Annotated in this window: 17 protein-coding genes and 4 tRNA genes; 6 read left to right on the top strand and 15 right to left on the bottom strand. The window is 28.8% G+C overall.

The features are described from left to right. From CRV03_RS06560 to CRV03_RS06535, 6 genes are all read right to left on the bottom strand, one after another. Positions 1-780 (bottom strand): hypothetical protein (locus tag CRV03_RS06560; RefSeq protein WP_164968624.1); only part of this gene is annotated, 780 nt, incomplete at its 3' end. Positions 781-888: 108 nt separating this feature from the next. Beyond that, the gene (locus CRV03_RS06555) at positions 889-1,689 is read right to left on the bottom strand and encodes a sensor histidine kinase (protein WP_129084350.1); all 801 of its coding nucleotides are present in this window, start codon (positions 1,687-1,689) and stop codon (positions 889-891) included. A gap of 11 nt (positions 1,690-1,700) precedes the next feature. After that, entirely contained in the window at positions 1,701-2,966 is a 1,266-nt protein-coding gene (locus tag CRV03_RS06550) for an ankyrin repeat domain-containing protein (protein ID WP_129084349.1), read from the bottom strand. A gap of 8 nt (positions 2,967-2,974) precedes the next feature. After that, complete coding sequence (locus tag CRV03_RS06545; protein ID WP_129084348.1) at positions 2,975-4,357, bottom strand: HlyD family type I secretion periplasmic adaptor subunit; 1,383 nt, start codon at positions 4,355-4,357, stop codon at positions 2,975-2,977. Then, positions 4,354-6,510, bottom strand: a complete 2,157-nt coding sequence (locus CRV03_RS06540) for a type I secretion system permease/ATPase (protein WP_129084347.1) — start codon at positions 6,508-6,510, stop codon at positions 4,354-4,356. The genes CRV03_RS06545 and CRV03_RS06540 overlap by 4 nt, the downstream gene beginning before the upstream one ends. A 28-nt stretch (positions 6,511-6,538) precedes the next feature. Beyond that, positions 6,539-8,119 carry a TolC family protein gene (locus CRV03_RS06535; RefSeq protein ID WP_129084346.1) on the bottom strand — a complete coding sequence of 527 codons (1,581 nt, stop codon included), beginning with the start codon at positions 8,117-8,119 and terminating at the stop codon, positions 6,539-6,541. 89 nt (positions 8,120-8,208) lie between these two features. Here CRV03_RS06535 and CRV03_RS06530 point away from each other — a divergent pair, with 89 nt between their 5' ends. Beyond that, positions 8,209-8,928, top strand: a complete 720-nt coding sequence (locus tag CRV03_RS06530) for a response regulator transcription factor (protein ID WP_129084345.1) — start codon at positions 8,209-8,211, stop codon at positions 8,926-8,928. Here CRV03_RS06530 and CRV03_RS06525 read toward each other — a convergent pair. Next, a complete protein-coding gene (locus tag CRV03_RS06525) occupies positions 8,925-10,025 on the bottom strand; it encodes a response regulator (RefSeq protein ID WP_129084344.1) in 1,101 nt (366 codons plus the stop codon). The genes CRV03_RS06530 and CRV03_RS06525 overlap by 4 nt on opposite strands. Continuing rightward, complete coding sequence (locus CRV03_RS06520) at positions 10,018-12,561, bottom strand: PAS domain-containing protein (protein ID WP_129084343.1); 2,544 nt, start codon at positions 12,559-12,561, stop codon at positions 10,018-10,020. The genes CRV03_RS06525 and CRV03_RS06520 overlap by 8 nt, the downstream gene beginning before the upstream one ends. Before the next feature lie 172 nt (positions 12,562-12,733). Here CRV03_RS06520 and CRV03_RS06515 point away from each other — a divergent pair, with 172 nt between their 5' ends. The 4 genes from CRV03_RS06515 to CRV03_RS06500 all read left to right on the top strand — a co-directional run bounded on the left by CRV03_RS06515 (position 12,734) and on the right by CRV03_RS06500 (position 16,924). After that, positions 12,734-14,716, top strand: coding sequence for a PAS domain-containing protein (locus CRV03_RS06515; protein ID WP_129084342.1), 1,983 nt, complete (start codon positions 12,734-12,736; stop codon positions 14,714-14,716). A 6-nt stretch (positions 14,717-14,722) separates the two neighbouring features. After that, entirely contained in the window at positions 14,723-15,031 is a 309-nt protein-coding gene (locus CRV03_RS06510) for a hypothetical protein (protein ID WP_129084341.1), read from the top strand. Between the two features lie 236 nt (positions 15,032-15,267). Then, positions 15,268-15,801, top strand: coding sequence for a hypothetical protein (locus CRV03_RS06505; RefSeq protein ID WP_164968623.1), 534 nt, complete (start codon positions 15,268-15,270; stop codon positions 15,799-15,801). Positions 15,802-15,808: 7 nt separating this feature from the next. Next, on the top strand, positions 15,809-16,924 hold the full coding sequence (locus CRV03_RS06500; RefSeq protein ID WP_129084339.1) for a hybrid sensor histidine kinase/response regulator: 1,116 nt from the start codon (positions 15,809-15,811) through the stop codon (positions 16,922-16,924). Positions 16,925-17,018: 94 nt separating this feature from the next. Here CRV03_RS06500 and CRV03_RS06495 read toward each other — a convergent pair. From CRV03_RS06495 to CRV03_RS06465, 7 genes are all read right to left on the bottom strand, one after another. Continuing rightward, positions 17,019-17,105, bottom strand: a tRNA-Leu gene (locus tag CRV03_RS06495). Positions 17,106-17,118: 13 nt separating this feature from the next. Then, positions 17,119-17,194: transfer RNA gene (locus tag CRV03_RS06490), tRNA-Cys, on the bottom strand. Positions 17,195-17,237: 43 nt separating this feature from the next. Then, positions 17,238-18,092 (bottom strand): DMT family transporter, encoded by an 855-nt coding sequence (locus tag CRV03_RS06485; protein ID WP_129084338.1) that lies wholly within the window; start codon positions 18,090-18,092, stop codon positions 17,238-17,240. A gap of 48 nt (positions 18,093-18,140) precedes the next feature. Next, positions 18,141-18,638 carry a DsrE family protein gene (locus tag CRV03_RS06480; protein ID WP_129084337.1) on the bottom strand — a complete coding sequence of 166 codons (498 nt, stop codon included), beginning with the start codon at positions 18,636-18,638 and terminating at the stop codon, positions 18,141-18,143. A 154-nt stretch (positions 18,639-18,792) separates the two neighbouring features. Further along, on the bottom strand, positions 18,793-21,273 hold the full coding sequence (locus CRV03_RS06475) for a methyl-accepting chemotaxis protein (protein WP_129084336.1): 2,481 nt from the start codon (positions 21,271-21,273) through the stop codon (positions 18,793-18,795). A gap of 410 nt (positions 21,274-21,683) precedes the next feature. Further along, positions 21,684-21,772: transfer RNA gene (locus tag CRV03_RS06470), tRNA-Ser, on the bottom strand. 14 nt (positions 21,773-21,786) lie between these two features. Then, a tRNA-Leu gene (locus tag CRV03_RS06465) sits at positions 21,787-21,873 on the bottom strand. A gap of 191 nt (positions 21,874-22,064) precedes the next feature. Between CRV03_RS06465 and ilvD the strand changes: the two genes are divergently transcribed. Then, the gene (gene ilvD / locus CRV03_RS06460; RefSeq protein ID WP_129084335.1) at positions 22,065-23,753 is read left to right on the top strand and encodes a dihydroxy-acid dehydratase; all 1,689 of its coding nucleotides are present in this window, start codon (positions 22,065-22,067) and stop codon (positions 23,751-23,753) included. Positions 23,754-23,823: the final 70 nt, after the last annotated feature.

The raw sequence follows: 23,823 nt of genomic DNA, 5'->3' as shown, positions 1-23,823 counted from the left end.
ATCTTCTGCTTCTACTGTTCCAGTGTTAAATGTAAAGTCATACTCTTTTGCTGAATCTGCTTCTCCACTTAATGTTACAGTGTGAACTAAATCAGTTCCTTCTGTTTGCTCATCACTTGTTACACTTAAAACTTCTGGTTGGAAATCTACTGTATCACCTAAGTTTAAAGTATTATCAGTATTATTTGCTCCTTCAACACCAATTAGGTTCCCATCTGGATCATTAAACTCTAGTCCTGTTCCTCTTGCGTCAGCTCCATAAGTATTTCCACTTAGTGCATCTGCTGCATAGAACGTAGAAGAACCATTTGATGTTGCTCCTCCAGCTGCTGCTGCATCTAATTGCTCAGCTAAAGCTCCAAAATCGTCAATGATAATACCATTTTGGATCTCTTCTCCCGCTGTTCCTTTTGAAAGTAAGTCTTTTAATTCTCTAATAATATTATCGCTTTTAAACTCAGGGTTTAATACTGTTTGATTAAGTTCATCCATCCCTTCTTGGTCATTTATGATTCCAAGTACAGATTTATTTTTAGAAGTTAGATTTGATTCTCTAATTAAGTCAGCCATTCCTTGAAAATTAAAAACATATTTTTGACCATCAGCATCAAATGTTAATTCAATAGATGCTTCACCATCTGTTAAATTCATTACATGTTTTTTTGAATCAAGGTTATCAAAGTAAAATTGTTGTCCAGGTTCTGGCTTAATAAGCATTCCTTCAGTTAATTCTTTAACTTCTTTTGAACCATCTACATTTTTTATAATCACTTTAATCATAGCAGTATCCTCATTATTAGAATTTTATACTGTTAATTATATATAAAAAAAGTCTCTTATGAGACACTTTTATAGTATTTATAAATATTTTTATTGCTAGTTTTATTATTATTTTAGTGGTGAGATTATTTTAAAGCTTGCTCCAGCTTTTTCATTTGATACAAGAAGTTTACCATTCATATTTTTTTCGATGATTAATTTTGACATAAAAAGCCCTATTCCTGTACCTTCTTTCTTACCATATGTAAAAAAAGGCTTAAAGATATTATCAATTGGTTTTACTTGAATTCCACCTGCATTATCTTCAACACTAAGAATAGAATTTTTGTTATTTGAGTCTAAAGTTATTATAATTTTTGGCTCTTTTATTTTTCTATCAATTAATGCATCTTTTGCATTATTTAGTATGTTTATTAAAACTTGCGTATACTCATTTTTATAGCCAAAAACAGTAGGGTTTTTCTTGATGACAATATCAACAAATATCCCATTTTTACGAAGTCCTGTAATAATAATTCCTAAAGAAGAATTTATCTGGTCAGAGAGTTTAAACTCAGTTTTTTCTTTATTTGTAGCAAAAAAGTTTTTAAAATCATCTATTGTATTTGACATATACTTAGTTATATGATTTAGTTTATTTATTGAGTCTAACAACTCATCATTATTTATATTTTTATTGAAATTGATTTTAGCTTCAATAGGAATAAATAAAGCAGATAGTTCCATTAATGGTTGTCTCCACTGGTGAGCAATATTTTCTAACATCTCACCCATGGCTGCTAATTTATTTTGTTGAAATATTATTTCATCTTTTTGTCTATTTTTTTCAACTTCGATAGCAACTAGTTTTTCTAACTCTTTATTTTGTTCTTCTAACTCCATAAAATCTTCTAAACTAGTTTGCTTCATTTTTCTAACCCTTATCTAATTTCTATTTTAAACTCAACTCTTCTTGATAACTCTTCATTTTCAGAACCATCACTATTTACTATTAATTCACTTGATGATTTTCCTCTTGATTCAAAACTGTTATTTATAAAGCTTTCATTTTCAATTACTGTTGAATCTAATATAGCTTTTAAATATTCTAAAACAGCATCTGCTCTTTCTTGAGATAAAACCATATTCTTTTTAAACTTCTCTTCTACAGATTTAACACTACTGTATGACGATGAAGTATGTCCTTCTACATAAACTTTCTTTATTGAGTTTTTATACTGAGCTAAGGCATCTACATATCTAGGGAAGAAATCAGATAAGATACTTTTATACTCTTGCTTTAAAGTGTTACTTCCTCTTTCAAACATTAATGAAGGGTTATTAAATCTAAATACTAAAGTATTTTCATCAAATGAAGCATTCCATTTTGTTAAATCTTTTTCAAACTCTTTTTTAAGAAGTGCAGGTAAAGTATTAATTGCTTTTATCTCTAATTCTTCTGAAGTAAGACCCTTTTCATTTATTGAATTTACAGAAATTGCATCTACTCTATAATAACCATTTAATAGCTTTTCTTCTACTTGTGCACACCATCTTTTACCTAGAATATTTGCTTCAACTACACTCTCTCCTGAATCAAAAGAAATTTGAATTCTTCTTACATCTTCATCATGTACGTCTCCACAAATATTTGGAGTATTGTCAGTTAAAACACCATATTCATCAATTGAAATCTGATTGTAAAACTGAGTTGCTTTAGGCTTTTTAGGAGTAATTACTTTACCAATACATCTTTGCTGAATATTTTTAGAGCTAAGTAGTTTTGCTGTTCTATTATCATTTAATTGTCTTGCGTACTCATAAACAGAAACACCTTTTTCATCTTTTGCATTTACTTTTGCACCATTACAAATTAAAAGTTCAGATATAAATGTATGCCCTTTTTTAACTGAGTCAATTAAAGGTGTATCAAAATAGTTATCTTGAGTATTTATTTGTGCACCCTTTGATACAAGAACCTTTGCCATATCAAAGTGGTTAAATCTCGCTGCAATATGTAAAGGTGTATAACCATACTCATCTTTTTTATCTATATTTTCTTCACTAATTAACTCATTTAACAGCATCATATCATTTACTCTAACAGCATAGTGTAAATCTTTTTCAACAAGTGAAGCTGTATTTTTAGTTGCACATCCTGAAAAAACTACTAGTATAAAAACTAAACTAAAAAAATATTTATTCATCAATTTCCTTATCTTTCATGTAAAGCATTTTGCTTTACTTTTAATATTGGTTTTAATATAAAGTCAAGTATTGTCTTTTTTCCTGTAATAATATCAACAGAAGCAACCATTCCTGGAATAATAGGCAATTTCTCACCATTACGTTCCAAATAATTTTTTTCTGTTTTAACAATTACTCTATAATAACTTTTACCTTCTTTTGATTCTTTATCTACAATACTATCCGCTGAGATCTCTACAATTTTTGCATCTAATCCACCATAAATAGAAAAATCATAAGCAGTGATTTTTACAATTGCCTTTTGGCTAGGGTTAATAAAAGCAATATCTTTTGGGTCAATCTTTGCTTCTACTAATAAAATATCACTTTGAGGAACTATTTCAACTAAATCAACACCAGGCTGAACTACTCCACCTATTGTATTAAAATATAACTGCTTTACTATTCCATCTACAGGAGAAGAGATAGTCGTTTTGGCAACCTTATCCTTATCTCCTACTAATCTTGCTTCAAATCTACTAATCATTCCCACTGTTTCTTGTAAGGTATTTGAAGCTTCTGCTCTAAAATTATTTAACTTTTCATCTACTCTACTTTTTGCCTCTTGAATAGCTAGTTCTGACCTTGTTACAGATAATAAAGCTGTTTCTAATTCAGAACTTACATCAGTGTACTCTTTTTCTATATTTAAAAGGTCATACCTAGACTTAACACCTCTTCTTACAAGTTTTTGAATAGTTTCTCTTTGTTCTTTTATAAGAGCAAAACTTTTCTTCAAGTTCTTAATAGTATTTTTTATTTCTCTTAATTCTTGTCTTTTTTGTCCACGTTGAGTTTCTAAAACATCAATAGAAGATTTTAATTCTTCATATCTATTAGATAAAAGTGTTTGTTCTAGTTTATCATATCCTGATTTATCCTCTAATACTTCCTTTGGAAACTCTAAAGTAGGAACTGGTTTTGTTAAATCCAAAGAAGCCTCAGCTTCAAGTCTTTGTCTAACAGCTAATAAACTTATATACTCTTGCTTACTCTCTTCTAGTGTTGCTTGAAATCTTGTTGTATCAATCTTCATTAAAGGAGTGCCTTTTTTTACAGACTCACCATCTTTTACCAAAATCTCAGAGATTATACCACCATCAAGGGATTGTACTCTTTGAATTTTATCAGAAGGAATAACTTTTCCATTTCCCCTTGCTAGTTCATCTACTTCTGCAAAGGCTGCCCAAAGAATTGCTAATGTAAAAAAAGAAATAATAAATATAAAAGTTAAGTTTGCTACTTTGCTAGGTGTTTCATTTGCATTTGAATAACTTGAATATACAAACTCTAAATCTTCATCAGGATTTTTATCAAGTCCATAAAGTTTATTAAACCACTTTTTTATCATTTTTTTGTACCTCTTGGTTTATTAAAAACTTCCTCTTTAGGACCATCAAAGGCAATTTGCCCATTTTCTACAATAATAACTCTATCCACTAAATGAAGTAATGATGTCTTATGAGTAACTATTACTACTGTTTTATCTTGAATAATTTTTTCTATTTTTCTAATAAATGCTTGCTCTGTCTGTTTATCCATTGAGTTTGTTGGTTCATCAAGCATTATAATATTTGGATTTGAAATAAGGGCTCTTGCTAAAGTAACAGATTGTCGTTCACCTCCACTTAAGCCTTCACCTCTTTCTCCAACCATTAAATCAAATCCTGCTTCATGTTTTCCTAAAAACTCATTAAGCCCTGCAACTTTTGAAACTTTTAAAAGTTCTTCATCAGATACGTATTGTTCTCCAATTGTTATATTATCTTTTATAGTTCCCATAAATAAGAAAGGTTCTTGAGGTACACACCCAATAGCTCTTCTTAAATCAACAGGGTCAATTTGCCTTGTATCTAAATCATCAACTAAAACAGAACCTGTAGTTGGTTCATAAAGGTTCATAATAAGTTTAAGAAGTGTTGACTTTCCAGAACCAATTTTTCCTAAAATTGCAACCTTTTCTCCGGCTTTTATACTTAAGTTTATATTTTTAAGAGTTTGGTGATTTTGCTCTTTGTATGCAAAATTTACATCTTTTAATTCAATTTTACCTTTTAATATAGGTCTACTAATATAAGTTTTATTCTCTTTTTCCACTGGCATTTTCATAACTTCATCTAAGTTACTTAATGAAAGCATTGTTTTATCAAACTTAATAATAAGCCCTACTAATTGAGAAACAGGAGCAATTACTCTTCCATTTAGAATCATAGCTGCAATAATTGCACCCATTGTTATATCACCCTCACTTGCAAGATAAACTCCTCCTGCAACAATTGCAATATTTGAAAACTGTGAAATAAAAGCAGTAAAATAAGTAATACTTTGAGATAAAAAATGCCCTTTATCCGCATAATGAACCGTTTTATTTACTGAATGATCCCAATTTGTTCTCATTCTATTTTGAGCTCTTACACTTTTAATGATTTCTAAACCAGTAACTGTTTCAATCATTGTAGTTTGTTTTATTTGCTCTTCTTTTACAGATTTTTCAATTATCTCTTTTAGAGGTCTTTGCATATACCAAGAAACAAGAATAGAGATAATCACTGTAGCAATAGTGATATATGCTAAAGGTCCAGCGATATAAAAAACAACTATTACAAATATAATAACAAAAGGAAAGTCAACAAAAGCTGCAATTGTTGCACTAGTAAAGAACTCTCTAACACTTTCAAAGGATTGTAATCTACTTACAAATTGACCTGTAGAAGCTGGTTTTGAGTTTATCTTTATATTTAGAACATGATTAAAAATTTTATTTGAAATGATAGTATCTGTTCTTTTACTTGCAACACCCAAAAAATAAGAACGCAAGACTTTTAAAACAAAATCAAAAAGCATTACAATACTAATACCAATAAATAATGCCCACATAGTCTCAATTGCATTATTTGGTAAAACCCTATCATAGACATTCATCGTAAATAAAGGGGTTGCTAGAATAAATAAGTTAATAAATAAAGAGACTAAAATAACTTGTTTATAAATACTTTTATTTCTAAATAGAGTTCCCCAAAACCATTGTTTAGGACTTTCTACTTCTATCTCTTTTTCTATTCTATTATTGAAGTTAAACTCTGGTTTTAAAATAACTAATTCACCAAGGTATTCAGAGTTTAATTTTTCTAAAGTCATCTCTGTTTCACCAGAACTAAGTCCAGGAAGAATAACTTTAGCTACTCCTTTTTTTTCATCATAATCAAGTAAAATACATGATCTATTTTTTTCAAGTAAAAGAACAGCAGGTAAAGCAAGTTTAGTAAGCTTTGTAATCTCTCGTTCAACAACCTTACTTGTAAGACCAATTCTTTTTGCAGCATCGATAAACATATCTAAATCTAAAGATTTATTATGTACTGGTAAGTTGAATTTTAAAGACTCTGCAGAAGCTTCTCTTTTATGATATTTTGATAGGAATATTAAACACTCTAAAAGAGAATCGACAGTTCTTCTATCTTTTAGAGTATTAAGACTTTCGTCTAACTTAGGCTTTTCTTGCAATTTGTAACCTTGATGATATTAATTTGAGTTAACTAATATTATCACTATATTGCTTATTTAACAATTCAAAAGAAGATAGAGTCTTTTTACTTGAAGAATCCTCATTTTTATTTAGAATATCATTAGTTTTTCCATCTAGTTCTAGCTCTTTTTTTAAATCAAGATTTAACTCTTTTCTAATTAACTCACTATCTGTATCGCTAATTAAACCTTCAAGTTCAGCCTCGATGTTGTTATCTCTCTTTTTAGGTTTAAAATCAATAATTCTTGGAGCGATGTTTGCACAATCCTGATTTTTAGAATTCACAACAGAGTCAGTAAGGTTTGATAAATTAAACATTAAATCATAATAGTTATTTATTAAAGCATACTCTACTTCAATTAATGTTTTAGTTGACTCATAAAGTTCTCTTTCTGCATCTAAGATATCAACAAAAGTTCTTGTTCCTGCTTGAAACTCACTTCTATAAACATCTACAATATTTACATTTGCTTTTACATATTGTTTTAACTCAGTTACTCTTCTTTTATATTTATCATGTTTCCCAAATAAAGATTTTATTTCAGCTACAATCTCTTGAGTAATATCATCTAATGTTTTCTTTTGCTCTGATAAAAAAACTTTTTCTTGAGCAGAAGTGATACTGTCTTTATTTCCATTAAATAAGTTCCAGTTTAAATTTAATCTAACATACCTTTCATCTGTTTGACCATTTTCTGGTAATTCTAAATCTTCATCAATTGAAGCTTTTAGTTCTAAATCTATTTTTGGCAAAAATGCTGAGTTTGCTTGAGCAATTTTTTCTCTTTGCATTTTTATTTTTTCTATTTGTTCTAATATTTTATAGTTACTAATAACTGCTTTTTTTATAGCATCATCTAAATTACTAGGGATTTTTGTTTCATCAATTGTAGGTCTACATGTTTTACCTTTAGGATTTTCACCTACTAATTTGAAATATGTAGCTAATGTTGTATCTCTTTTATCTTCTTCATCAATATATCTATCTCTTATAAAGTGCAGTTTTGATGAAACTTGATATGTTTCTAAAACCTCTCCACTAATACTCTCTTGTTCTTTTGCAATAGCTAAGTTCTCTTCATTAATTTTTATCATAGACTCAGTTAATTTCAATACTTCATCTGATTGAACAAGGCCAGTGTAAGATTTTACTGTTTCTAAAATTGTATTTTCTATAGCATAAAAACTTCTATGTTTATTTGCTAAATCTTGGTATTTTGTTTGTGCAACCTGAGAAGGAGTTAATCCACCATCATAAATAAGCTGTCTTAAAACAATTGCAGCATTGTATCCATTTTGTTTAGTCCACTCTCCATCAGTATCAGGGATTGGATCCTCATCTCTTTTTTCTCTTTCTCTTCCACTTTGATAGTAAGACTCTATATCTAATGTAGGTAAATAACTTCCTCTTCTCTCATCTACATACATTCTATAGGCTTCTTGATTTTTTCTTTCTGCCATTACATTTGGATTTGTACTTAATACTTTCTCAACACTATCTTTTAAACTAGTAGCAAAAAGTGATGTCACAGATTGATATAAAAACAAACTCAAAAGAATTACTTTTATGTTATTATTAGATTTCATTATGTTCCCTTAAATAATCATTTCTTGCAAAACTGATTATTTTATTATATAATTATTTTTACATTCTATCATAAAAAGATTAAAAAAACATGGAAAATTACACAAATAATAAAAAAAGTTTTAAAATTATAAAAGAACATCTAAATATTCTATATATTGAAGATGAAAAAAATATAAGGATCAAGCTAAAGGAAGCTCTAGAGCTTATAGTATCGAGTGTTTATGATTGTGAAAATACTGAACAAGCAAAACATATTTTAAATAATAAACGAATCGACATAATAATCTCTGATATTAATTTAAAAGATGAAAATGCACTTGAGTTCATAAAAAATATAAGGAAAAATTATGTAACTATTCCAATAATTTTACTATCTGCCTACACAGAAAAAAATTATTTATTGGAAGCAACAAAATTAAAACTTGTAGATTATTTAGTAAAACCTATTGATTTTAAAATACTAAATAATGCGATAGAAAATGCGGCCCAAGAGCTAATTGACTATGGAAATTATATTGTTGATTTTGAGAATAATACCTCTTATAATGTTCTTCATAAGAAGTTATTATCTAAAGATAGCAATAAAGAGTTAACATTAACAGCAAAAGAGATAGAACTACTTGAGTATCTTATTTCAAACAGTAATAGAGTACTTTCACATGATGAAATAAAAAATAAGTTATGGATTGATGCATATGAAATTACAGACTCGGCACTTAAAAACTTAATAAATAAATTAAGAAAAAAAGTAGGAAAAGAATCAATCAAAAATATTTCAGGTGTTGGTTTTAAAATAGAGTTATCTTAAAACCTTAACTCTTTAAACTCTTTGACTAACTCTAATTGTCTTTGAGAAATATAATGCTCTAGAATTTTCCTATCTCCAAATGACAACTCATAAATAAAGATTATTTTACTGTAGTCATTATCAAGTTTTTCTACCTTATAAACTAAAGCTTTTATGGCAATTCTTTCTTTATGGACTATTTTATTATCAAAAGAAGCTTCATGTTCTGTTTTAAAACCTATTACAATATCTACCTTATCACCTGAACGCAACTTATTTGTTATATTTTTTGCCCTAAAAGAGATTGCGTTTGAAGCAAGAGATTCTACTTTGTAGTTATATCTTTCACTATTTGCAAAAATAGAAGCTGTAAAAAGTTCATCAGGGTCAACCCTAACTGTTTTTCTATCTTTAGCACTTGTATCTACTTCATGTAAATCTTTTAAACAAAGAGTATTACTAACCTCATCATAGCTATCAAACTTTGCATTTACAATTTTATCTTCAAAATGAATAGTTGTCTTTTTTTCATATTTGATTGCTTTTACTTGTATCTTTTCAGCTTTTACTCGTATTTTATCTTTTTCGATATTTACAATAGAAGCATTATGAATAAAAGGAACTCCCCTGTAATGGTTTATCAACTCAAGTTGATTATTATTTAACTTTAACTCATATAAATCTTTATATAAATCATCTTCACTCTCTTCTTCACTACTCTCAATTTTTTCAATTGAAGTTAACAGTGATGAAATCAAAGTATCATAGTTCACAGGCTTTTGAATAAACTCATTTATTCCAAGCTTTTTAAACTTCATAATATTTTCTTCATATGCATGGGCAGAGATAATTATTATCTTTGTCTTTGGACTAAATTCCAATAGTTTTTCAATAAACTCATGTCCATCCATTTGAGGCATTGTTAAATCAGTCAAAACTAAATCAGGTAAATTCTTTTTAAAAACCTCTAAACCAATTAGCCCATTATCAGCGATATAAACCTCTTTAAAAAGTTTACCCACAAAGTTTTTCATCTGCTTTTGAATATGTTTACTATCTTCAACAACTAAAACACTATATTCACTAGCTTTATTTTTTAACTTTATTAATTCAGACACTTTCACCCCTTAGTACTATTTCAAAACAAGCACCATCATCTTTGTTGTATGCTTTGATTTTACCTTCTAAATGTTTTTCTACAATTGTCTTTGACATATAAAGACCTAAGCCAGTTCCTTCTAATTCATCTTTAGTAGTAAAATATGGCTCAAAAATTTTATCTTTAATCTCTTCAGAAATACCACCTGCATTATCCAAAACTTGAATAATAATGTTCTCACCATCTAAATATTCATAAACATCTATTTTTTTGTGTTCTATTTCTCTTTGAACTAAAACTTCTTTTGCATTTTTTAAAATATTTATAACTACTTGTAAAAACTCTTTTTCAAAACTATTAACTTTTCTATTTGAAGTAAACTCTTGATTCACTTCAATATTATTATTCTCTAAAGTTTTTCCCATAACAGAAAAGGCATCTTTAAATACATCTTTTATATAAAAACTCTCTTTTTGTTTATTAGGTTTAAAGAAGTTTCTAAAGTCTTCAATTGTTTGAGATAAATATTGTGTTTGAGATATTATGTCTTGAGCATTTTCTTTTAGTGCTTCTTTATCTAGCATATCAAGGTCAACATCCATTAAGATATTATTAGCACTCATTGCTACTACTGAAATAGGTTGCCTCCATTGGTGAGCAATCATACTTATCATCTCTCCCATTGCAGCATGTCTTGATTGAGCAATCATTAACTCTTCTTTATCTTTCAACTCTTCTTGTAGTCTTACCTCTTTTGTTATCTCTTGCTTGATTGCCATATAGTTTATAATTTTTTTATCTTTTTTAGAAAAAATAGGGAAAATGATAGCTCTTTCCCAAAACTCTTTTTTATTTTTACTGATATTCTTAAAAATTCCGCTCCAAGTTTTACCTGAAGAGATTGTTTCCCAAAGATTATTGTACTCTTCTTCACTCATAGTATCAGCTTGTAAAACATCTATATTTTTCCCTGTAATTTCAGAAAAGCTATATCCACTTACTTTTGTAAAGTGAGAATTAACATATTCAACCTCACCTTTTGTATTTGTAATCACAAAAGAAATAGGTGCTTGTTCTACTGCTTGCCTTAAGATAGAAAGTTCATTTTGAATTAATGCAAACTCAGTAACATCTTGAATAGTTCCAATAACTAAATCTACTTCTTTATTTTTATTTTTTTTAAACTCAATATTGCAGTTTACATGTCTTATCTCTTTATCAGACTGTCTTATTATTCTATATTCAGTTCTATAACCTCTACCTTTATGTTTCCCTAGAAAAAACCTTTTTACAACACTTTCTCTATCTTCTTCATGGGTAAAGTTTTTTATTAAATCTTCTAAAGTGATTTTTGTTTCATCATCTAAGCCAAATACTGCTTTTATATTATTTGATAAAGTTAAAACATTCTCTTTAAAGTCATACCTAAAGTGTCCAAGATTTGACATCTTTTCTGCTTTTAAAAGATTTTTTTCACTTCTCAATAGGTTAACTTCAAGTTCCTTTTGTTTTGTTACATCAGTATGGAAACCAACCATTCTAATAGCTTTACCCTTTTCATCAAAGATAGTTTTCCCTCTATCTAAAATCCAAACCCAATGTCCATCTTTGTGTCTTAGTCTATGTACATTTTCATAGTGGGTTGTTTCTCCTCTATGATTTGCTTTTATATCATTTGTAGCTTTTTCAAAATCTTCAGGATGAACCAATTTCTCCCATGACTCTAAAGAACTAGGAAGCTCTTCATCTTTATAACCAAGCATACCTTTCCATATTTTTGAAAAATAAACTTCATTTGTACGCAAATTCCAATCCCATAAACCGTCATTTGAACCATTTATTGCATACTCATATCTTTGAGATAAAACTCTATTCTTATTTGAAATTTTCATTATAGTTCTATGTTTTTTATAAATATTATTTACAAAATAAATTAATACTAAAAATACTCCAAGAGAGATACAAAAACTAAATAGCATGTAGTAGTCTCTTTTTTTATTTGCATTTACATAAAACTCTTTATAATCACTTGTATCTAAAGTAACTCTAATTCCACCTCTTATATCTCCTATTTCATAGCTTTGTGAAGTATGGCACTCCATACAAGCTCTCGTTACAGTTAATGCCGCCATATAGTTTAGTTTGTTTCTATTTTTATTAAACTCAAAAACTTCTGAAATATTTTTTTTCTCAAACTCTTTTAAAACTCTTCTTTCAAAATAGTTAGGTTTATTATCTTCATTGTTAGGATTTAAACTTGTGATTTTATAGCTTTGGATATTACTTCTATTAGAAAGGTCAAAAATCTGTTTTGTCATATCAATAGGACTAATTCTTGTATAACTTTCATACTCTTTTACATAAACCCCATTATTTGTAGTGTTCCACATCTTCATAGTAAGAAAACTGCTAAAACTCATTCTTGCTTCTTTTAAGATATTGTTCTCAAAGATTTTAATTTGATTAGAAATAGAAAAATTTATATAGTAAATTTGTAATAGAAATCCAAGGGTTACAACAAAGACAGTAAGTAAGACAGCTTTCGTTTGTTTCATTATTTCTCTTTCGATAATAAAAATATTATCTATTATATATAACTTTACTAATATTTTATCTTATTAATATTTAATATTTTTTTTACAATTTTGACCAAGTGATAATTTAAAAAGTCATAATATTTATAATTTATTGGTTAAAATACTATATAAATACAAGAGGAGTTAGATTTTGAAAAAATTATTATATTTACTTCTTCCTCTACTTACTCAACTTCTTTTAGCAAATACCAAACTTACTAAAGAAGAGACCTCTTTTTTAGTAAATCATAAAGAAATAAAAGTTTGTATTGACCCTAACTGGATGCCTTTAGAAATGAATCAAAATGGCAAACATATAGGTATGACAGCTGATTATTTAAAACTTTTAGAAAAAACTTTAGATATTAAGTTTACAATGGTTCCTACAAAAACATGGGTAGAGTCCCTTACTCTTGGAAAAGAAAAAAAGTGTGATATCTTTTCTTTAGTTATGCCAACTAAAGAGAGAAGAGAATTTTTAAACTTTACAAAATCTTATCTTGAAATTCCCCTTGTTCTTGCAACAAAAGATAATGAAATCTTTATTGATGATATTACAAAAGTAAATAAATCCATGGGTATAGTAAAAGGTTATGCTTATGCAGAAATCTTAAAAAACAAATATCCTGATTTAAATCTAGTTTATGTAAAAAATATTGATGAAGGGCTAAAAAAAGTAGACCAAAATGAATTATTTGGTTTTGTTGGCACTTTGTCAACTGTTGGTTATCATATTCAAAAAGAGTATGTTGGAAATCTAAAAATAGTTGGTAAATTTGACCAAAAGTGGAACTTAGGAATAGGAGTAAGAAAAGATTACCCTATTTTAGTATCAATTTTAAATAAAGCTATTGATGATATTAGATATGAAGAACACCAAACTATTTTAAATAAATGGTTATCAATTAAATATGAAAAGATAAGCTATAAATATCTATTTGAAATAGTTTTAATCTTTTTTGTAATTTTAACAATCATTTTATTTGTAAATAGAAAATTATCAAATGAAGTTCAAAAAAGAAAAAGAGTTGAAAGTCATTTAAGTCGTGTTATTCAAGGTGCAAAACTAGGTACTTGGACTTGGTATATGAATGCAGATAAAAACATAATAAATGAAAGATGGGCTGAAATAATCGGCTACACAAAAGCTGAGTTAAAAAATAAAAATCATTTATCTTTTATACTTGAAGAGGACAAACCTTTAGTTGATAAAGCAATTCAAGCTCATATTAATGGACAAAAGTCTTATGAGGCTTGCTTTAGAATGAGAGCAAAAGACGGCTCAATAAAGTGGATTTTATCAAATGGAAGTATTGTTAAAAAAGATAAAAAAGGCAATCCAGAGATAATGGCTGGAATTCATCAAGACATAACAGAGAATAAAAAACTTGAACTTGAACTAAAAAACCAAAATGAGTTTATAGTTCAACAATCAAGACAAGCTGCTATGGGTGAGATGCTAGAGAATATTGCCCACCAATGGAGACAACCTCTTTCTATTATAACTACTTCAGCAAGTGGAGTTAAGATTAAAAGTGAGCTTTCTGACCTTAGCCAAGAACAACTATTTGAATTCATGGATCAAATTATGAAAAGTAGTATGTACTTATCACAAACAATTGAAGACTTTAGAAACTTTTTCAAATCAGATAAAGAAGTAACAGTTGTAAATACAGATAATCTAATAGAAAAGTCACTACAGTTCTTAAAATCAAAAATCAATCATAGAGAGATTGAAGTGGTTAAAGAGATTCAAATAAATGAACTTTGTGTCTATGAAAATGAGCTTATTCAAGCATTGATAAATATCTTTAGCAATGCAATAGATGCCCTAGAAAAAGTAGAAAACAGAAGATACATATTTATAACCGTAAAAGAGTCTACAAACAACTATATAATTAAGATAAAAGATAGTGCTTTAGGTATAGATTCAAAAATCATACAAAGAATTTTTGATCCATACTTCACTACAAAACATCAAAGTCAAGGTACTGGGATTGGACTATATATGACTAAGGAAATTATTGAAAAGCATTTTTTAGGTAAAATAGAAGTTACAAATGAAGATTTTAACTATCAAGAAACTCAATACAAAGGAGCTTGTTTTAAAATCAAAATTCCTAAAAATGGTTAGATATTTATGAAAAAACTTTTTAAAACAACTTTAGTTGCTGCTATTTTAGGTGCTATTTTTAGTTATGGTACCTTGAAATTTCTTTATTATAAGATGGAACAAGAACTTATTACTTATCTAGTTTTAAATGAAGAGGCGAAAAAGCTTCAAGATATTTATGCTTTATGTAATGGTTTACTAACTACAAACCCTACAAAAGAGAACTTAACAAGCTGTAATAATATTGTTTCAAAGGCAGAAAACATCTCAACTCAGATAGAAGAAAAGTGTCCATATATAAGTTTTTACACTACTTATATAAATAATTTAGAATAAAAAAAAGGAAACCCTATAAGGTATTATTATAATACCAAGGTTTCCTTTTTAGATATGCATGAAATTAATCTTTGTAAGAATACTCCCTTTTTTCTAAAGATATCCTTAATTTTTCATAAGTTTTACTTATAGTAAAAACTGTAAACAAAATTTTTATTATTTGTATTGTAACAATAATTATATATTATAACCCTCTATTTGATTAATTTGAAATGTAATTTTGGTATAATATCTTCATGAACATGAAATACATCAACAAAGAGTTAGCACTAAAATATTTAGACTATGATATAAAGCTATATAAAAACATCCTTGATGGCTTTAAAGAGCAGTACAATAGTCTCAACTTTTTAAAGCTTGAAGATACCTCATTTTTCAAAGAAGTTCACCAATTAAAAGCTATTAGTAAAAATATTGGAGCAAGTGAACTTTTTAAACTTGCAGAAGATATGAATAAAAATAAGACCAGAAAAAGTGAAACACAACTTCAAGAAACTTTAGAAAATGTATTAAGTGAAATAAATGAAGTTTCACTAACAGATATAAACAACACTACAGATACTACATGTGAACACCACACAAAAGAAGAACTTTTTGAACAAATCTTAAATGGTGCTATAAAGAATCGTCCAAAAAAAGTAGAAGAGCCTTTAGAAAAATTAAAACAAAATCAAAACCTTACAGAAGATGAAAAACTTCTAATCTCAAAGCTAGATAAAGAAATTAAAGTATATAATTTTAGGAACATAGTAAATATTCTTTCAAAATAGGAAAATTATGCCTAAACCTTTAATTCTTATCGTAGATGATAACCAAGCAAATATAAAAATTCTTGTTGAATTCCTTTCAAAGGACTATGAAGTTGTTGTATCAATGACTGGTGAATCTGCCCTTGAAATAATCGATGAAGAAGAGATTGACCTTGTATTACTGGATATTTTCATGCCTGATATGGATGGGTTTGAGGTTTGTGAAAAAGTCTATGAAAAACATGATATGTATGATATTCCTATTATTTTTGTAACTGCTAGTAGTAATGATGATGATATAGAAAGAGGTTTTAACCTTGGAGCTGTGGATTATGTTACGAAACCTTTTAGAAAAGTTGAAATCCTATCAAGGGTAAAAACTCATATTCTTTTAAAGGACTACAAAAACAACCTAGAAGAAAAAGTAAAAGAAGAGATTGAAAAAAATAGACTAAAAGAAAAAATCATGTTTCATCAATCAAAACTTGTAAGTATTGGTGAGATGACAAACAGTATTGCCCATCAATGGAGACAGCCTCTAAACTCTATTAACTCAGCTGTTATGGGTATTGATACTTGTATGATGAAAAATCACATTGAAAATGAAGAGATAAATCAAAAACTAGAAGAGATAGAAATTCAAACTCAATATATGTCTAAAACTATTGAAGACTTTAGCAATTTTTTAAATCCAAACAAACATAAAGGTAATAATGATTTAAGAGAGATCGTTAGAAAAACCCTTACAATTATTCATACAAAATTCTCAAAAAACAACATTAACTACGAAATAATAGAAAAAAACAAATCTATAGTCTCTTGTATTGAAGGCGAGATTATTCAAGTATTAATCGTAATCCTTAACAACGCTGTAGATGCACTAAAAGAGAATGAAATAACTAATCCACAAGTTACTATTGAAATAGATACAAATAAAATAGCTATCACAGATAATGCAGGCGGAATAAAAAAAGACAATCTAGATAATGTATTCCTTCCATACTTCACAACTAAAAAAGCTGATGAAGGTCTTGGGATTGGACTTCATTTAGCAAAAGCTATTATCGAAGAATCAAACAATGGAAAACTTTCAGTAGAAAATGTAGATTGTGGGGCTAGATTTGAGATTGAATTTATTAGATAAACTTCATTAGAAATAAAATTGGATATTTGAATAAAAATATTTAAATTTGAAAACTTTAACTAGATTGATTGTAAATAAGAGTTAAAAGTAACAGTGGTGCGAATGGTGAGAATCGAACTCACACTCCGAAACCGGAATGGGATTTTAAGTCCCACGCGTCTACCTATTCCGCCACACTCGCACATGTTAAAAAATGGAGGAGGTAGCCGGACTCGAACCAGCGCATACAGGATTTGCAATCCCGGGCATTACCAACTTTGCTATACCTCCACAAATTGGAACGAAATTATATCAAAACTACCTTAATTTTTTTTTAATCCTTGGAGTTTCTTTCTACCTTTATTAAATAAACACCAGAAAAAATCACTATAATAGCCCCTAACATGGTCAATCTATCAGGGATGTCATTAAAAATAATCCATCCTAATAAAGTTGCACTTATTATCTCTAAATACTGAAAAGAGGCTAATAAACTTGCATTTGCATAATACAAAGCATTTGAAATCAACAACTGACTTACTATAGTAACTACAGCTAAAAGAAAAACCAACCACCATAAAGAGTGGTCTATTTTATTAAAAGATAAAACCTCTAAATCAAAAGGCTGAGCCAGTAAAAAGAGTACAGAAGTAAAAACTGAAGCTATAATTCCTATCCAAAACTGCATTGTTAAAACATCTTTTATATCTTTTGATACTCGTATTGTCATAAGATAAAGAGCATAAAATATTGCTGCAAGAATAGGTAGTATTGCAGCTGTTCCATAAGCTGACCAATTAGGTCTTATAATAATCATTGTCCCAAGGAGCCCAACAAACAATACAATAACTAAAGCTCTCGTAACTTTCTCTTTTAAAAAAACTATTGATAAAACAGTTAAAACCAAAGGTTCTATAAAAAATAGTGCTATATTATTTGCTAAAGGCAAATACATCAAGCCCCAAAAGAGTAAAAACATACAAGAAGAGATAAAAAAAGCCAAATACAAATATATAGTTTTAAAGGCTCCAATTTTTTTTCGTAAAACTCTTGCCACAAAATATATCAAAACTGCTTGTAATAAAAATCTGAAAAAAGTAATTTGCATTGGAGAATAGGTACTAGAAAGCCACTTACCTATTGCATCTGAAAAAGGAATAATCAATACTGCAAGAAGCATTAAAATCATTCCTTTTTGAGTATCCTTTCTAGCACTATTTAAAATAATATTCTCCTATTAAAATATTGGAACTAACTTATGTCCTTGTGTTTGCCATCCAATAAGTGATATAAAACCATCAGCAATGATATGCATTTCTTTTGGAATACTACTGTTATCTACTTTAAAAACCTTTGTAGCAACAGCACATACTTCCATTCTAACACCAAGTTTTGCTAATCTTTTAATTGAATCTTGAATCTCTTGAAGTTTCTCTTCATTTTCCATCTCAAAAGCTTCATCTTGTTTTGTACTTAGAAACTTCACTGTTTCACCAATAAATACCAAAACCATATTTGGTTTTACACCTTGAGAAACTAGTCCTTTATGTGTACCTTCAATTATTTGTAAATAAAAAGCTGTCTTATTTACGTTTGTAAAGTCTATTAAAAATACACTTTTTGTCTCTTTTACTCCATTTAGAGCAACACTATCATTTATCTCTTTTGCATTTACAAAACTAACTGCACAGAAAAAAGTCAATAGTAAGGCTATGATTTTAAATCTATTTTTCATAACTATTCCTTATTAAAGTATTTATTTTAACTATAATATTTATTTATGAAAAAAGTTCTTATTGTAATAGAGAAAAGTTAATATTAGATTTTGAAGTTTATAAATGAAACATATTTTATTAATGAGAATATTATATAAATAGAAGCAGGAAAGTTTAAAAACTTTCCCATGCTTCATCTGCTTTAGAACTTGATACCGTTTGCTTACCTAATTTTGAGTTTTCTTTTCTTTTTATCTCAAAACCTTTTGTAGTTGGTGTTTCAAACTCTTTTGCTTTTACTTCATTTTTTCCTATAAACTCTTTTTCATCTGCTGAACTAACAACTAGTTTAGCAATAGAGTCAGTCTGTTCTGCAATAGTGTGTGTAATATTTGAGATGCTTACATTCTCTTGTGTTTGTTTATCTAATTGATTTACAGCATCGTTTATTTGTTCGATTCCAGATCTTTGTTCTTGGGCAGCTTCAGATATAGATTTAATTACTTGCGTTGTTTTTACAATACTTTCATTTAACTCTTCGTAACCATTTATCATCTTATCTGCACCAGCTTTACCAATTCTTGTTTTCTCTGTTGCATTTTCTACTAAGTCTTTTATCTCTTTTGCAGCCTCTGCACTTCTTGTAGCTAAGTTTCTAACTTCTTGTGCAACTACTGCAAAACCTTTTCCAGCTTCACCTGCTGTTGCTGCTTCAACTGCTGCATTTAGTGATAAAATATTTGTTTGGAATGCAATCTGGTCAATAACAGTAATTGCATCTGCGATAGCTTGAGTTTGCTCATTAATATCGTCCATAGATTTAACTGTTGTTGCGGCTAATCCTTTACCAACTTCTACTGATTTTGATACATCATTTGCATGAGAAGACATTTTTGTAATATTTTCTGTATTTGAAACAATCGTACTTGTAATCTCTTCTAAGGCTGCTGCTGTCTCTTCTAGAGCGGCTGCTGTCTCAGTTGAGTTTCTATTTAAAACATCAACATTTTCAAGTAAAGTATCTGAGCTTTTATCTAAAGTAAGGCCATTCTCTTTATTGTCTCTTAGCATTTCATTAATGATTCTAGATAAATCATTTATCGCTAACTCAATTTTACCATCAGCATTTTGAATACTATCTCTAAAATCTAACTTGCTGTATTGAGATAAAACTTCAAGCATAATATTTATATCTTTTCCGATACTACTTTGAAGATTTTCTAACATCTCATTTATCTGAATTTGTAGTTTTTGTAGATTTTCATTATCTGTATTTTTCTCTACTTTTACATCTAAGTGTCCATTTCTAATTTCTGAAACTACTCTTGTAACATCATTTATTAGTTGTTCATCTTGTTCTATTAATGATTTCGTTTTATCAATATTTCGATTAACTACTTTTGACATTTTTCCAATTTCATCATCTGAACTAGCTTCTAAATGGTTTACTTCTGATGTTTCTTTATTTAAGTAACTAAAGAAGTTTAAAATACCTTCTTCAAATCTTTTAATAGGATTTACAATAAGCTTATTAGTCACAAATGCCATAACTAAACTAACAAGAATAGTTAATACTAAAACAATAACCAGCCCTTGAATGATTATTCCATTTATTTGCTCATTTGTCTCATCTTGCATTATAGATATTTGTTTTTCAATATCATCAACATAAACACCAGTTCCAACTATCCAATCCCATTTATCAAACCTTTGAACAAATGATAGTTTTGGTTGAGGCTCTTTTTCTCCTGGTTTTTCCCAGTAATAGTCAACAAAACCACCCTTTTTATCTGCATTTGCAACTTTTACAATCTCTCTATAAACATATTTTCCATTTGGGTCTTGTAAGTCTTTTAAATTTTTTCCAGCTAAAGAAGCATTTGCTCCATGCATTACTACAGTATGATTAGAATCATTTATCCAATAATACCCATCAACACCATATCGCATCTTTGCTATTTGCGCTAAAGTCTCTTTTTTCACAAGAGCTGATACATTATCAACATATTCACCTGTACCAATAACCCAATTATATGGCTTAAATAGTTTTACATAAGATACTTTTCCCTGAGGTTTTTCAAAACCTGGTTTAGGCCATACATAATCAACATACCCCTCAGAGTTGTTTTTTGCAACTTTTGCAAACTCATGGAAAATTCTTTTTCCACCTTTATCTTTGTATGCTGACATATCTTTATTATCAAGTTGTGGTTTAATTGGATGCATAACAATCTTAGCATCTGTATCATTTATCCAAAAGTAACCAGTTTTTCCAAAACGTGATGACTTAATAAACTCTTTGATAATAGCTTTTAACTCAGCTTCTGAAAGTTTCCCTTTATATTTATTATAAATACCTGTTACAGCATTGTGGATTAAGTTAGTTTGTTCAAATAAATAAGATTCAACTTCTTTTTTAACATTCTCTTTTGAAGTTCTAGCATAGTTATTTTCTACTGATTTCAATACAAGAGAAACATAGTTACTTAATTCATCTTTCTTTGAAGTGTAAGCACTAGTTCTAAACTTTTCAATTGAACTCTTAGATGCTGATTGTAAAGAAATAATTGACTCTATTGTTAAAGCAATAGCAACTACTACAATCGAGCTAATTACAATTACCAACAGTTTTATTTTTAAACTTAAATTTTTCATTAAGACTCCTTCTTCTCTTCTATTTAAATTATATTACTTTTTAGTTACAAAGTAAATTTAAATATAACTGAAAGTTATTCTTGTATAAATACTTAGCAACTGTTTACTATATATTCAAGCATAGGAAGAATTAAAGAGAAGAATAATAACTACCATATAAATATTATTAAGCTCTTAAAAGAAGTCCAATATTACGGTAATAATTTTTTTACTGTATATAAACAGCTACTGTTTTATGGTAGATAGAGAATATTTTTTTTGAATTTAAGATTTTAATAATAATTATTGATTCTGTAATAAAAAAGAAAGTTATTTTGAAAACTTAAACAGTAAAATTAGTTCGAAAATAAAGGTTTTTTGTGATTTTAAATAATTGGTAAAGTTAAATTTGATTGATTATAAAAGAAAAGTGGCAGTGAGTGAGGGATTCGAACCCTCGGAGGCGTGAACCTCGCCGGTTTTCAAAACCGGTACTTTCGACCAACTCAGTCAACTCACTACAACATTAATAAGTGGTGCGAATGGTGAGAATCGAACTCACACTCCGAAACCGGAATGGGATTTTAAGTCCCACGCGTCTACCTATTCCGCCACACTCGCACTTATTGGTAGATTTAAAAAACATGTTGTTTCTTAAATTGGACTGGAATTATAATAGCTTTTTTTTTATTTGTCAAGAGTTTTTTTAAAAAAATTCAAAAAATTTTAAAATTTAATTATTTAATCATTTTTGAACAGCAAAAAAAGTATAATATCCGACATATAATAATAGCGCTATTAAAGGATATTAATTGAGAAGTAATGAGATAAAAAAAGGGTACGATAGAACGCCTCATAGGTCACTATTAAGAGCTACGGGACTAAAAGACGAAGATTTTGATAAACCATTTATTGGAGTAGCAAACTCTTTCATTGAACTAATTCCAGGACATTTCTTTTTAGATAAAGTTTCAGCAATCATAAAAGAAGAGATTAAAGCAAATGGATGTGTTCCTTTTGAGTTTAATACAATTGGTGTTGATGATGGTATTGCAATGGGACATGATGGGATGTTATTCTCACTTCCATCAAGGGAGTTAATTGCAAACTCTATTGAAACAGTAATGAATGCACATAAACTAGATGCAATGATTGCTATTCCAAACTGTGATAAAATCGTTCCAGGTATGATTATGGGTGCATTAAGAGTTGATGTTCCAACTGTATTTGTTTCTGGTGGACCAATGCAAAAAGGTCATACTAAAGACGGTGACCCTATTGATTTAGCAACTGCATTTGAAGCTGTTGGTAAGTTTGAAAAAGGTGACATGAATGAAGAAGAGTTAAAAGATATCGAGTGTAATGCCTGTCCAAGTGGTGGTTCATGCTCTGGTATGTTTACAGCTAACTCAATGAATACTTTAATGGAAGCTATGGGAATTGCTCTTCCTGGAAATGGAACAATCTTAGCACTTACTCCTGAAAGAGAAGAGTTATATAGAAAAGCAGCAAGAAGAATTTGTGAAATTGCAAAAGATGAAAAAGCAAGAGAAGATTACAAATTAAGAAATATCTTAAATGAAAATGCTGTAAGAAACGCTTTTGCTGTTGATATGGCAATGGGTGGTTCTTCAAATACAGTATTACATATGCTAGCAATTGCAAAAGAAGCTGGTGTTAACTTCAACTTAGAAGATATTAACTCTATTTCTAAAAGAGTTTCTCATATTGCTAAAATTTCTCCATCTTTATCTACTGTTCACATGGAAGATATCAATAAAGCTGGTGGTGTAAATGCAGTTATGAAAGAGATGTCAAAAAGAGGTGATGATATTCTAATTGATAACCCAACTATTGGTGGAATTTCTACATTAGAAAAAATCAAAGATGCCCAAATCAAAGATACAAATATTATTCACACTATTGATAATCCATATTCAGAAGTTGGTGGATTAGCGATTCTTTATGGTAACTTAGCAGAACAAGGTGCTGTTATCAAAACTGCTGGTATCACAGGAGATAGAGTTTTCACAGGAAAAGCTGTATGTTTTGATGGACAACCAGAAGCAATCAAAGGTATTGTAGAAGGTAAAGTTCAAGCTGGTAACGTAGTTGTTATTAGATATGAAGGTCCAAAAGGTGGTCCAGGTATGCAAGAGATGTTAGCACCTACTTCACTTATCATGGGAATGGGACTTGGAGATAAAGTTGCTTTAATCACTGATGGTAGATTCTCAGGAGCTACTAGAGGAGCAAGTATCGGTCACGTATCACCTGAAGCAGCAGAAGGAGGAATGATTGGTTTATTAAAAGATGGTGATGAAATTCACATTGATGTTGACCAATATATCTTATCTGTAAACTTAACAGATGAAGAAATCGCTAAAAGAAAAGCAGAGTTTACACCTCTTAAAAAACCTCTTAACTCTTCTTGGTTAGGACAATATAGAGCACTTGTAACAAATGCAAGTTCTGGTGCAGTTCTTAAAACTGACCTTTAGACCACTTAATAAAGTATGAGAATTCTCATACTTTATTTTCACAATTTCTACACTTTGTATTAATCTTTTA

It is taken from the genome of Arcobacter sp. F155 (assembly GCF_004116455.1).
In the GTDB taxonomy this organism is placed as follows: domain Bacteria; phylum Campylobacterota; class Campylobacteria; order Campylobacterales; family Arcobacteraceae; genus Halarcobacter.
The sequence above is the reverse complement of the archived record's forward strand: the minus strand, read 5'-3'. Positions and strand labels throughout refer to the sequence as shown.